This window comes from Ruegeria sp. ANG-S4 (assembly GCF_000814005.1).
GTDB lineage: Bacteria > Pseudomonadota > Alphaproteobacteria > Rhodobacterales > Rhodobacteraceae > Ruegeria.
Map to the genome: position 1 here is coordinate 204,026 of NZ_JWLK01000004.1, position 12,195 is coordinate 216,220.

At 59.7% G+C, this 12,195-nt stretch carries 10 protein-coding genes; 6 read left to right on the forward strand and 4 right to left on the reverse strand.

The window, feature by feature from the left end; genetic code table 11:
* Window positions 1–9: 9 nt before the first annotated feature.
* Genes RA28_RS11785 through deoC form a run of 3 tightly spaced genes read right to left on the reverse strand, consistent with a single transcriptional unit; the run spans window position 10 to window position 4,231 of the window.
* Window positions 10–825, reverse strand: coding sequence for an SDR family oxidoreductase (locus RA28_RS11785; protein WP_039528710.1), 816 nt, complete (start codon window positions 823–825; stop codon window positions 10–12).
* A 25-nt stretch (window positions 826–850) separates the two neighbouring features.
* On the reverse strand, window positions 851–3,184 hold the full coding sequence (locus tag RA28_RS11790) for an aldehyde dehydrogenase family protein (RefSeq protein WP_039528713.1): 2,334 nt from the start codon (window positions 3,182–3,184) through the stop codon (window positions 851–853).
* A 48-nt stretch (window positions 3,185–3,232) separates the two neighbouring features.
* Window positions 3,233–4,231: a deoxyribose-phosphate aldolase gene (deoC, locus tag RA28_RS11795; RefSeq protein WP_039528716.1), complete on the reverse strand. Its 999-nt coding sequence runs from the start codon at window positions 4,229–4,231 to the stop codon at window positions 3,233–3,235.
* Between the two features lie 201 nt (window positions 4,232–4,432).
* On the opposite strand from deoC, the gene RA28_RS11800 reads away from it, so the two are divergent.
* The 6 genes from RA28_RS11800 (at window position 4,433) to RA28_RS11825 (ending at window position 11,751) form a co-directional block, all read left to right on the forward strand.
* Window positions 4,433–5,386, forward strand: a complete 954-nt coding sequence (locus RA28_RS11800) for a metal ABC transporter solute-binding protein, Zn/Mn family (protein ID WP_039529409.1) — start codon at window positions 4,433–4,435, stop codon at window positions 5,384–5,386.
* A gap of 3 nt (window positions 5,387–5,389) precedes the next feature.
* Window positions 5,390–6,193, forward strand: coding sequence for a metal ABC transporter ATP-binding protein (locus RA28_RS11805; RefSeq protein WP_039528719.1), 804 nt, complete (start codon window positions 5,390–5,392; stop codon window positions 6,191–6,193).
* 3 nt (window positions 6,194–6,196) lie between these two features.
* On the forward strand, window positions 6,197–7,402 hold the full coding sequence (locus tag RA28_RS11810) for a metal ABC transporter permease (RefSeq protein WP_039528723.1): 1,206 nt from the start codon (window positions 6,197–6,199) through the stop codon (window positions 7,400–7,402).
* Entirely contained in the window at window positions 7,399–8,328 is a 930-nt protein-coding gene (locus tag RA28_RS11815; RefSeq protein ID WP_039528725.1) for a metal ABC transporter permease, read from the forward strand. The genes RA28_RS11810 and RA28_RS11815 overlap by 4 nt, the downstream gene beginning before the upstream one ends.
* A gap of 281 nt (window positions 8,329–8,609) precedes the next feature.
* Window positions 8,610–10,466 carry a DNA mismatch repair endonuclease MutL gene (gene mutL, locus RA28_RS11820; protein ID WP_039528727.1) on the forward strand — a complete coding sequence of 619 codons (1,857 nt, stop codon included), beginning with the start codon at window positions 8,610–8,612 and terminating at the stop codon, window positions 10,464–10,466.
* Window positions 10,467–10,521: 55 nt separating this feature from the next.
* A complete protein-coding gene (locus RA28_RS11825) occupies window positions 10,522–11,751 on the forward strand; it encodes a DNA recombination protein RmuC (protein WP_039528730.1) in 1,230 nt (409 codons plus the stop codon).
* Window positions 11,752–11,753: 2 nt separating this feature from the next.
* Here the strand turns inward: RA28_RS11825 and RA28_RS11830 are convergent, their stop codons facing one another.
* Complete coding sequence (locus tag RA28_RS11830) at window positions 11,754–12,158, reverse strand: hypothetical protein (protein ID WP_052261448.1); 405 nt, start codon at window positions 12,156–12,158, stop codon at window positions 11,754–11,756.
* Window positions 12,159–12,195 lie beyond the last annotated feature (37 nt).

Here is a 12,195-nt window from a genome sequence, read left to right on the forward strand (position 1 = left end):
GGGCGATGCTCAGTCCTTTTTCCCAGCGGCATCGCGCAGCATTTGTCCCATCATCTGACCGAACTTGCCCGATCCGCGCTGATACAGCGCGCCGTCCACGGACAGAACCGTGCCGCTGATATAGCTGGCCATATCTGAACTGAGAAACAGGCAGGCATTCGCCACGTCCTGTGGGGTGCCCCAGCGCCCCAAGGGGACATCGCTGCGAATTTCGTCATGGGCGTTCTCTGTTGGCGCCAGACGACGCGCGCCTTCGGTGCCTTCGATAAAGCCCGGCACAACCGAGTTCACTCGGATACCCTCGATACCCCATTCCATAGAAAGCGTCCGGGTGATCTGATCAACACCGGCTTTGGCAGCACAGACGTGGGCTTGCCCTTCATATGGCAGAAACGCCTGTGGGGCCGAGATGTTGATGATGCTGGCACCCGGGCGCTTCAGGAAGGGATACGCCCCTTTCATCACGTGAACAGTGCCCATCAGGTCAATGTCCACAACGGTTTTGAATGCGTTCACCGACATCTCAGAGGTCAGCGCCGGGAAATTGCCCGCCGCGCCCGAGACCAAAACATCGAAATCGCCCAGCGTCTCATGGAACTGACTGAGGCCGCTGGCTACAGCCTCGGGGTCGCGTACATCAAAGGCCGCGCCGATTGCCTCTGCCGCACCCGCTTGGCTCAGCGCGGCGCAGGTATCGTCCACCTTTTCCTGCGACCGGCTGGCAACGGCCAGCTTTGCGCCCGAGGTTGCAAATGCCTCGGCAATACCCCGGTTGATGCCGCTTGTACCGCCAATGACGATGACGGTTTTGCCTGAAAAATCCATTTGGGCCTCCCTGTTGCGGGGGGCCCTACTCGCCGTAGGGCACCCAGATGTTCTTGATCTCGGTCGCAGCCTGAAGGAAGCGGCGGGAATGGTCCACGCCCCAGTCAAATGCCGTTGCGTTATTGACCCAGGTGCGTTTCAGGTTCCCGGCGGACACAACCTCGATCTCTTTTGACAGATCGGTGGACGAGAAGGACCAGACCGCATCCACGTTCATATGCGAGGCCAGCGGTTTGGCGAGGTCCGCGTGGCTGCCGGTCAGGATGTTGACCACGCCTGCGGGCACGTCCGAGGTTTCCAAAATCTGATAGAAGTCGGTTGCAGCCAGTGGATAGGGTTCCGAGGCCACCAGAACCGTGCGGTTGCCCATCGCAATCGCAGGCGCCATGATCGAAACCAGACCCAGCAAGGGTGCCTCATCCGCGCAGAGTGCCCCGATGACGCCAACCGGCTCCTTCATCGCAAGGGCCACGCCACGGATCGGCACACCATGCACCTGACCGTCATATTTGTCCGCCCAGGCGGCGGCGGTGAACAGGCGCTGGATCGAGGCCTCAACCTCTTTCGCGCCGGTTTTGCCTCCGGTCATGGCGTCGATACGGCCCGCGAATTCATCCGCACGGGCCGAGAGGTTTTCGCCGATATAATACAGAATCTGCGCCCGCAGATGCCCGGTGGTCTTCGACCAAGCTTTGGCCCCAGCGGCCGCCTCAACCGCGTTGCGCACATCCTTGCGGTTGCCCAGGCCCACATGGCCCAGCAGGCCGGATTTACCCCAGACAGGTTTCGAATACCCGCCGTCAGGCCGCGCCTGTTTGCCGCCGATATACATCTTGGCCGTTCGGTCGATGGGATCGACCGGTGCGCCTTCGCCCAGTGCCGCTTCCATCTTCGCCAGCGGCTTGGCCTTGTCTTTGGGCTTGGTATAGGCTGCAAGACCTTCCCAGCCGCCTTCGCGGCCAAAGCCGCTTTCGCGCACGCCACCAAACCCGGTTGCGGCATCAAACAGATTGGTCGCGTTCACCCAGACGACACCTGCAACCAGCTTGGGCGCGATATCCAGCGCAAGGTTCACATTCTCGGTCCAAACCGTCGCGGCCAGCCCATAGCGGGTGTTGTTGGCCAGTTCGACCGCCTCAGCCGGGGTGCGGAATGTCGATGACACCAGGACAGGGCCAAAGATTTCCTCTTGCATCAGCGGGTCTGAGGTTTCGAGCCCCGAGATCAGCGTCGGCGGGTAATAGCACCCGTTTTCAGGCAGCTCACACGCTGCGTGGTGAACATGGCCCACCGTATTGCTTTCGACCATCCCCTTGATGGTCTGCAACTGAACCGGGTCCACAACCGCGCCCACGTCGATGCATTTGTCCAGCGGATCACCAATGCGCAGCTTGTCCATCCGCGCCCGCAGTTTCTCGTGGAAGCGATCAGCAATGCCTTCCTGCACCAGCAGACGCGACCCGGCGCAACAGACCTGCCCCTGATTGAACCAGATCGCGTCGACCAGCCCTTCGATGGCGCTGTCGATATCGGCGTCGTCAAAGACGATATAGGCTGACTTGCCGCCCAGCTCCAACGTCAGTTCCTTACCGGACCCGGCAGTTGCTTCGCGGATGCGCCGACCCACAACGGTCGAACCTGTAAAGGCGATCTTGTCAACGTCCGAGGCAACGATCATCTCGCCCACGGCACCGTCACCCGTAACGATATTGACCACGCCCTTCGGCAACCCGGCCTGCGTACAAATATCAGCGAACAGCAACGCGGTGAGCGAAGTATACTCGGCCGGTTTCAGAACCACCGTATTCCCCATCGCCAGCGCCGGAGCGATCTTCCAGGCCAACATCAGCAGCGGGAAGTTCCACGGAACGATCTGCCCGCAAACGCCAAGCGCTTCTGCATCGGGCAACTCACTTTCCATCAGCTGCGCCATGCCCGCGTGGAAGTAGAAATGACGCTGCACCAGCGGGATATCGATGTCGCGCGACTCCCGGATCGGTTTGCCGTTGTCCATGCTTTCGAGCACGGCAAAGAGGCGCGAGTGCTTTTGCAACAGCCGCGCAATCGCGTAGAGGTACCGCGCGCGGCCCGCGCCGCCCAGCTTCTCCCATTTCGGTTGCGCCTTGCGGGCAGCCGCCACCGCGGCGTCCACATCAGCCTGTTTCGCTTGGGTCAGCTTGGCCAACACCTCTCCGGTCGCCGGGTTGCGGCTTTCAAAGCCTTTGCCGGGTTTGGTGAAAGCCCCGTCGATATAATGCCCGAACTTGTCGCCCTGATCGACCAGCCAGGCCAGCGCCTCGGCAGCGCTTTCGGGGGCGGGGCCATAGTCCATGGTTTCGAAAATCTCTTTGACTGTCATGACTTCATCTTTTCCCAAATACTCACTGTCCGGACATTGCGGTCAGGCTCAACCCATCGAATGTCTGTACCCAGCCGAGTAAGCCCCGGTGACGTAGTTCTCCAACTGCCGTTCGATATCGCCCAGCAGTGACGACGCGCCAAAGCGGAACAGATCCGGCTCAAGCCAGCGATCTCCCAACTCGTCCTTGATCAGTGACAGGTAAACCAACGCGTCCTTGGCTTTGGATATGCCGCCCGCAGGTTTGTAGCCGACACGATACCCGGTGCGGTCAAAAAAGTCGCGGATCGCGCGGATCATCACCAGCGACACAGGCAGGGTGGCGTTGACGCTTTCCTTGCCGGTCGAGGTTTTGATGAAATCCGCCCCGGCCATCATGCAGACCAGTGACGCGCGGGCGACATTGCGCAGGCTGCCAAGCTCTCCGGTCGCCAGAATGGCCTTTACATGCGCGTCCCCACAGGCGGCACGGAAGGCTTTCATCTCGTCATAAAGCGCCTGCCAGTCGCCGGACAGAACATGGCGCCGCGAAATGACGATATCGATCTCTTCCGCCCCGGCTTTTACGCTTTCTTCGATCTCCGCGACGCGCAGATGAAAGGGTGACAGACCCGCCGGAAACCCGGTCGAGACTGCCGCCACAGGGATGCCCGTGCCCTCCAGCGCAGAGACCGCTGTTTCGATCATGTCGTGATAGACACAAACCGCGCCGGTTGTGATCGGCGGCATATCCATTGCCTGCAGCAAAGACATCGAGACCGGCTGCCGGGCTTTTGCGCACAAACGTCGCACGCGGCCCACGGTGTCGTCACCTGACAGGGTGGTCAGGTCAATCATGGTAACCGCCTTTAGCAGCCAAGCCGCCTGATGATCCTTCTTTACCGATCGACGGCCCGGCAACGTGGCCGCGCGGCGTTCAATCGCCGACGTGTTGATTTGCACGGCGCGCACCCAGTCCAAATCCAGGTCCATTCCCGGATTCCGGGGTTCGGTCACTTGCGGCAGATGCGCGGTGCGCACGGGGCTTTCTGAGCTCTGCGTTTCCATAGTCACATCCTTTGGGAGGTTTGCGTCAAAATCGCACGGGTTGCCGGCAAATGGAAGGCTTGGCTCGCCTCAACAGTGCAAAAATTTGACCATTTGGACAAATTAGTGGATCTTTCTTGCGAATAATTCTCAATAGCATTGACTTAGTTGCGAATGGTTCGCATATTCATTCTCAACAGGATGCCGAAATTGGGGTCAGACATGATTCGTCGCAGCTTTATCGCCACCTTGGCTTTCGTCGCTACCCTGCCAATGATGGCGTGGGCCGATGCGCCGTTGAAGGTCGTCGCTACGACTGGAATGATTGCTGACGCCGCTCGTCAGGTCGGCGGGGATCAGGTTGAGGTTACTGGCTTGATGGGCCCCGGCGTGGACCCGCATGCGTATCGTCAGACCCGCACGGATATCGTGGCCATGACCCGCGCGGATTTGGTTCTTTGGCATGGTCTGTATCTCGAAGCCCAGATGGAAGGTTTCTTCAACGATCTGGGGCGCAAGCAGACAGTCGTCGCCGTGGCTCAAGGCATCGATCCTTCCAAGTTGCAGGCACATGACGACTATGCCGACAAATACGACCCACATGTCTGGATGAACCCCGAATTGTGGCGCGATGTGGTGACCGGCGTGCAAGCCGCCCTGACTGAAACACGCCCCGAAGCCGCAGACATTTTTGCTGCCAACGCAGCGGCTCATCTGGCTGATATCGACCGGTTGAACGCTTACGCGGCGGCCTCGCTGCGGTCGGTGCCCGAACAAAGCAGGGTATTGGTCACGGCACATGATGCCTTTGGCTATTTTGGCGAGAGCTTTGGGTTTGAGGTTCTGGGTATTCAGGGCATCTCAACCCAGTCCGAGGCTGGCCTGAACCGGATTGGTGAGCTTGTCGATCTGCTGGTCGACCGCGACATCACCGCTGTGTTCGTCGAAAGCTCGGTCTCTGATCGATCGATGCGGGCGCTGATCGAAGGGGCGGCTGCCAAGGGACACGAAGTCACCGTGGGCGGTGAGTTGTTCTCGGACGCGATGGGCGAACCCGGCACATATGAAGGCACCTATCTGGGGATGCTTGATCACAACATCACCGTGATCGCAGGTGCGCTGGGCGGCGACGTTCCGGGCCGGGGCATGGACGGCAAACTGTCGGCGGGGTTCTGAGCCATGCTGGATCTGGTCAGTGATCGCGGTGTTACCGTCGAAGAGCCGCAACCGGAAAACAGCCCGCTGGCTGTGCGCGGATTGACGGTGTCGTACGGCCAGAAACCGGCTGTGTTTTCGGTGGATATGACGGTACAGCTGGGTGCGCTGACCGCGATCATAGGACCGAACGGAGCCGGGAAATCAACGCTGTTGAAGGCAGCATTGGGGATTGTGAAACCCCTGTCCGGACACGTTACCGTTTTCGGTCAAGCGCTCGAGGATCAGCGCGCGCGCATCGCTTATGTTCCTCAGCGTGCCAGTGTTGACTGGGATTTTCCGACACGCGTGATCGATGTGGTTCTGATGGGTCTGTCGCGCCAGTTGGGTCTGCTTGGACGCATTCGGGCGCGTCACATGGCCCGGGCAATGGATTGCCTCAACCGCGTCGGGATGCGCGACTTTTCCGACCGCCAGATCGGGCAGCTTTCGGGCGGGCAGCAACAAAGGGTATTTCTGGCCCGCGCTCTGGCACAGGACGCTGACTTGTACCTGTTGGATGAACCCTTTGCCGGTGTCGATGCGGCCACGGAAAAAGCAATCATCGGCGTTCTGAAATCTTTGAAACAGGCCGGCAAGACCGTCGTGGTCGTTCATCATGATCTGGCCACCGTCACCGACTATTTCGATAATGTGTTTCTGATCAACACCCGCAAGGTTGCAGAAGGCCCGGTGGCGCAGGCGTTCAACGCCGAAACGCTGCAGGCCACGTACGGAGGCCGTTTGGCCACAGCCCAAATCGACCAGATCTCACGCGCATTGGGGTAGCTCATGCTTTGGGACGCTTTGACCCTTCAGCTTGGCTATAACGCCACGCTGGTGGCCGTGGGGGCGACTCTGTTGGGTGTTTCAGCCGGGGTCACCGGAACGTTCCTGTTTCTACGTAAACGCGCATTGGTCAGCGACGCGATCAGCCATGCGACCCTGCCCGGCGTCTGCCTTGCCTTCATGGTTCTTGTGGCGTTCGGCGGCGACGGGCGCAATCTGATTGGACTGCTGATCGGCTCAGCCCTGTCGGCCTGGGTCGGGTTGCTGTGCATGACTTGGCTGACACGCCACACCAGGTTGGCAGAGGACGCTGCAATCGGCGCTGTTTTGTCAGTTTTCTTCGGATTCGGCATCGTGCTGCTGACGGTCATACAGACCTTGGGCGTGGGCCGCCAGGCCGGCCTCGAAGGGTTCCTTTTGGGGTCAACCGCAGGGATGCTCTGGGCTGATGCGTTGATTATCGCCATAGGGGGCGCAGCGACGCTGGCGCTGGTCATGATAATCCGGCGCCCAATGATGTTGGTTGCATTTGACCCCGAATATGCCGCAGCCCAGGGGGTTGCCGTGCACCGCATCGATCTGGCGATGATGGGGCTGGTCATGGCTGTGACCGTGGTTGGCCTTAAAATTGTCGGTCTTATCCTGATCGTTGCTTTGTTGATCATCCCGCCGGTAGCCGCACGGTTCTGGTCCGAAAGATCTGACCGTGTTGTCCTTCTTGCGGGGCTGGTCGGGGGAATGGCGGGTTACCTTGGGGCGGCAATCTCTGCCTCGGCCCCCAACCTGCCGACCGGGCCCATTATCGTGTTGGTAAGCTTTGGCTTTTTTGCAGTGTCCATATTGCTGGCCCCGGTCCGGGGGGTTTTGGCCGCCGTTCTGCGCCACCTGCGGTTTCAACGCCGTGTGCATATCAGGCAGGGGTTATTGGCAATGGCACAGGACCAGACGATTTATGAGCCTCTGACGCTGCGCCTTTTGCGTCGGGCCGGATTGCTGCGGGCCGATGGCGTGCCCACGGATGCAGGCCGCGCCCGCGCGGCCAAAGCGTTGCGCGACGAAAAACGATGGGAGATTGTGCGCGCGGACCAGACGCACGAAGCAACGGCGGCCCTCTACGATGGGTTGCGAGACATCGAAACAGTCCTGACACAGGACCAGATCGACGAAATCGACCGGCAGATCGGCGGCCCACAAGAGGTGCGCCCATGAGCGGTGCCGAGTTCGTTCCCCTGTCCCTGACGCCGCTTTTGATCGGGACATTCGCGGCCATCGCTTGCGCCTTGCCGGGCAACTTTCTGGTGCTTCGGAAACAAGCGCTGATCGGGGATGCGATCAGTCACGTGGTTCTTCCCGGCATCGTTGTGGCATTCCTGCTGACGGGCACGATTTCAACGTGGCCGATGATGTTGGGTGCTGCTGCTGCCGCTGTGGTCGCCGTTGCTATGATTGAAGCGATACGTCGGCTGGGTCGGATCGAACCGGGGGCGGCGATGGGCGTTGTGTTCACCACCATGTTTGCCGCCGGTGTTTTGTTGTTGGAGCAGACGGATACATCAACCGTGCATCTTGACGTCGAGCATGCGCTCTACGGCAATCTGGAAAGCCTGATCTGGCTTGATGCGACCGGTTGGTCATCGTTGTTGGATGCACGGGCGCTGGCTGGGCTTCCACCTGAATTGTCGCGTATCGCCGCGACGTTGCTTGGCGTCTCGCTGTTCACGTGGTGGCTTTGGCGACCCCTCAAGATTTCGACCTTCGATGAAGGGTTCGCCCGCACCATAGGTATCCGCACCGGTGTTTTGGGCTTCGCGTTGGTCATCGTTGCGGCCATAGCCGCTGTTGCGGCATTTGACGCAGTGGGTTCGATCATCGTGATCGCCATGTTCATTTGCCCGCCGGCGGCAGCACGAATGATGACCAACCGGTTGGAAACCCAAATCACGTGGAGCGTGGTGTTCGCGGCGATTTCGGCTGTGTCCGGTTATGTCCTTGCCGGGTATGGTCCCTTGTGGGTGGGGGGTATAGCGGCCGTGAGCGCGGCCGGAATGATCGCCACCATGTCTGGACTGATTCTGGCCCTGACGGCCTTGTTCGGGCCTTGCCGAACCCGTACCGGAGAGCGCGTTTCAACTTGATTTGGCGTATTCACGCCAATGCTCTTGGCGGGGTTTCGGCTGAACTCCGCCAAAGGGAAACAATCATACATTCTTAATAAGATTTATGCGCAAACACGTGCTAACCATCATTCAATTGTTAACAGGATGACCACCACTCACCTTGGATTGTCCGGCCGCTTAAACCCACGATCGCTTCCCCCTTGTCGACGTGGACCCAGCGGCCGGACATCTCGATTCTGGGGGGTTCAGACGCTCAATTCGGTGGCAGAATCGGGATGACCTATGCTAGGTCTGGGGGTATGGCGCAGGCGAACCCCAATATCAGCGACAACCGGCCCGTTATCCGGCAACTGGACGATGCGGCGATCAATCGGATCGCTGCTGGCGAAGTTGTCGAACGTCCGGCCTCGGCCGTCAAGGAATTGGTGGAAAACGCCATTGATGCTGGCGCTGACCGAATTGCGATCGACATCGCGGACGGGGGCAAGACGTTGATTCGGGTCACCGACAACGGCTGCGGCATCGCGGCAGAGGATTTGCCGCTGGCGCTGTCGCGCCATGCCACGTCGAAAATCGACGGTTTGGACCTGTTGAACATCCACACATTCGGCTTTCGGGGCGAGGCGTTGCCGTCCTTGGGCGCGGTCGGACGCCTGACGATCACCAGCCGGGTCCCCGGGGGGCAGGCGGCCTCGATCCATGTTGCGGGTGGCAAAATGGAGGCCGTCAAACCTGCGGCTTTGCGCAGTGGTACGGTCGTCGAATTGCGCGATCTGTTTTTTGCGACACCTGCGCGGCTGAAGTTCATGCGCACGGATCGAGCCGAGTCGCAGGCCGTCACCGATATCGTCAAACGCCTTGCAATGGCGGAACCCGCCGTCACTTTCACGCTGCGCGACGTTTCGGGAGGTGGCGAGGGGCGCGTGACCTTTCGAGCCGACCGCGAGAACGGAGATTTGTTCGACGCTTTGCACGCGCGATTGGCGCGTGTTATCGGGCGCGAGTTCGCAGAGAACGCGTTGCAGATCGACGCCATGCGCGATGGTATCCGGCTTTATGGGTATGCGGCGCTGCCGACCTATTCGCGGGGTGCGGCTGTGGCACAGTATCTGTTTGTCAACGGTCGTCCCGTACGAGACAAGATGCTGACCGGTGCCCTGCGTGCTGCCTATTTCGATTTCCTCAGCCGCGACCGGCACCCGGCTGCGGCGCTTTTCATCGACTGCGACCCCGAGCTTGTGGATGTGAACGTGCATCCCGCGAAATCTGAGGTCAGATTCCGAGATCCCGGCGTGGCCCGCGGATTGATTGTCTCGGCCCTGCGGCACGCTTTGGCGGAAGCCGGGCATCGCGCCTCGAGAACCGTTGCAAATGCGACGTTGGGGGCCATGCGACCAGAACCTGCGCAGCCGTCGCCTGCCCGGGTCTATCAGATGGACCGGCCTTCGCCTGCAGCGCGGCAAGCGGCGTATCTGGCGCAGTCGCCGGGCTTTGCTGAACTGGCGAATGACTACAGCGGCACGGTGGTGGAACCGACGCCACCTGCCGCCGCCGCAGAGGACCCGCCGGCGCAGGAGCTTCCCTTGGGGGCTGCGCGTGGTCAGGTGCACGAGAACTATATAATCGCGCAAACTGCGGACGGACTGGTGATTGTGGATCAACACGCGGCGCACGAACGTTTGGTCTATGAAAAGCTCAAATCCCAGATGGCAGAAAACGGAGTCGCGGCGCAGGCTTTGCTGATCCCCGAGATTGTCGAACTGTCGGAGGGTGATTGCACGCGTCTGATGTCAGTCGCTGATGACCTGTCGCGCCTTGGCCTGACCCTGGAGCCGTTCGGGGGCGGCGCCGTCGCGGTGCGTGAAACACCCGCCATTCTTGGTGAGGTGGACGCGCGGGCGATGGTCCTCGATATTCTGGACGAATTGGCCGATCAGGGGAACAGCCAGACAGTTCAGGCGCGGATCGAAGCGATCCTCAGCCGGGTGGCCTGTCACGGCTCGGTCCGTTCGGGGCGCCGGATGCGGGCCGAAGAGATGAACGCCCTGCTGCGCGAGATGGAGGCGACACCGCATTCGGGACAATGCAATCACGGGCGTCCGACTTACGTGGAACTCAAGCTAAGCGATATCGAGCGTTTGTTCGGCCGCAGTTGATCCGCTGGCCTACGCGGGCTATGAATAAGAATAAAACAAGAACATCCGAGGCGATATGATCGAGATAGCCGGTACCCAATACGCGCTGAACGACCCACTGATCCTGATGGTGGGTGGGGTCGTTTCGCTGATTTTGCTGCTTTTGTTTCTGTCCTTGAGAGCGGCCAATCGCTCGGCCCGGATGGCGGAACCCTTGGCGCGGCAAATGTCGCATTTGGGCCAAAATGTTCAGCAACTGGGGCAAGGGCAGGAACAGTTGCGCGGGGGGCTGCAACATGTCTCGGACACTCAAGCGAACGCACAAGTACAGGTGATCCAAACCGTCGAGGCACGCCTTTCTTCTGTTCAACAGCAGATGAACGACCGGCTCGCAGACAACGCGATGAAATCGGCGCGGGCTTTGGCAGAGATGCAGGAACGCATGAAGGAATCGCTGCATGGGTCCTCCAAGCAGACGGCGACCTCACTGACGCAATTGCAGGAACGACTGGCGGCGATCGACAAAGCGCAGGACAATATTACCAAACTTTCGGGGGACGTCCTGTCTTTGCAGGACATTCTGTCGAACAAGCAGACACGCGGTGCATTTGGTGAGATTCAGCTGAACGATATTGTCTCCAAAGCCCTGCCATCGGACAGTTTCCGGCTTCAGGCCACGCTGTCCAATGGACGCCGGGCCGACTGTCTGATCAATCTGCCAAATCCGCCGGGCCCGATCGTGATCGACAGCAAGTTTCCGTTGGAAGCCTATGAGGCGCTGATCAACTCGACCAATGACGCAGAGCTGAAAGCCGCAATTCAGATGTTCCGGTCTACGGTGCGCAAGCACATCACCGACATCTCCGAGAAGTACATTCTGGACGGTGAGACGGCAGACGGCGCGTTGATGTTCCTTCCGTCCGAAGCGGTCTACGCCGAGTTGCATGCCAAGTTCCCCGAACTGGTGCAGGAAAGCTTTGGCAAACGGGTTTGGATCGTGTCACCCACGACATGCATGGCCACGCTGAACACAATGCGCGCAATCCTGAAGGATGCGCGGATGCGGGAACAGGCCGGGGCAATCCGCAAAGAGCTGGGTATGCTGCACAAGGATGTCGAGCGATTGGGTGAACGCGTCACCAACCTCGACCGTCATTTCGGTCAGGCTGCGAAGGATATTTCCGAAATCAAGATAAGTGCAGAAAAGGCGGGCCGGCGGGCTCAGCGGCTGGACAATTTTGATTTCGAAGAACTGGCGCCGGACGATCACAGCAATGTCGTGCCGTTGGGCAAATCCGAGGGTTAGGGTTACTGGATCGACAGATCCAGACTGTAGCCAACGGTCTTTCCTGTATCCCGGTCATTGCCCATCAAATAGACGCGGATCGTGTAATCCCCATCCTCGGGCAGGTCGATCCGTGCCGTGTTGCCATTGATCGAACCATTGTAGATCGCCACCCCGTCACTGCCCGGTGGCAGGATATTGAAGTAGATGACACCATTGCCATTGGTGTCGCTGACCTTGAGGTCGGCAAACATCTCTTGCCCGGCTTTGGCGCCCAGTTTGTAATCGAAATACTCGTCTCCGGTCACAGTGCCGTTGACCATCGTGCCAAAATTGCCGGGCTGAAATTTTACGTCCGCAGTCATTTGTGCCGACGCAGGCACGGCAAAACCCATAAGGCAGAGGCAAACCAAAAAGCATTTCGTCATGATCGCATTCCTTGCTTTGAACCAGACTACTATATCA

What these genes read in the sequence shown, in the direction of transcription:
- RA28_RS11785 (WP_039528710.1), bottom strand. Translation starts at nt 825, where the DNA reads ATGGATTTTTCAGGCAAAACCGTCATCGTCATTGGCGGTACAAGCGGC.
- RA28_RS11790 (WP_039528713.1), bottom strand. Translation starts at nt 3,184, where the DNA reads ATGACAGTCAAAGAGATTTTCGAAACCATGGACTATGGCCCCGCCCCC.
- deoC (WP_039528716.1), bottom strand. Translation starts at nt 4,231, where the DNA reads ATGGAAACGCAGAGCTCAGAAAGCCCCGTGCGCACCGCGCATCTGCCG.
- RA28_RS11800 (WP_039529409.1), top strand. Translation starts at nt 4,433, where the DNA reads ATGATTCGTCGCAGCTTTATCGCCACCTTGGCTTTCGTCGCTACCCTG.
- RA28_RS11805 (WP_039528719.1), top strand. Translation starts at nt 5,390, where the DNA reads ATGCTGGATCTGGTCAGTGATCGCGGTGTTACCGTCGAAGAGCCGCAA.
- RA28_RS11810 (WP_039528723.1), top strand. Translation starts at nt 6,197, where the DNA reads ATGCTTTGGGACGCTTTGACCCTTCAGCTTGGCTATAACGCCACGCTG.
- RA28_RS11815 (WP_039528725.1), top strand. Translation starts at nt 7,399, where the DNA reads ATGAGCGGTGCCGAGTTCGTTCCCCTGTCCCTGACGCCGCTTTTGATC.
- mutL (WP_039528727.1), top strand. Translation starts at nt 8,610, where the DNA reads ATGGCGCAGGCGAACCCCAATATCAGCGACAACCGGCCCGTTATCCGG.
- RA28_RS11825 (WP_039528730.1), top strand. Translation starts at nt 10,522, where the DNA reads ATGATCGAGATAGCCGGTACCCAATACGCGCTGAACGACCCACTGATC.
- RA28_RS11830 (WP_052261448.1), bottom strand. Translation starts at nt 12,158, where the DNA reads ATGACGAAATGCTTTTTGGTTTGCCTCTGCCTTATGGGTTTTGCCGTG.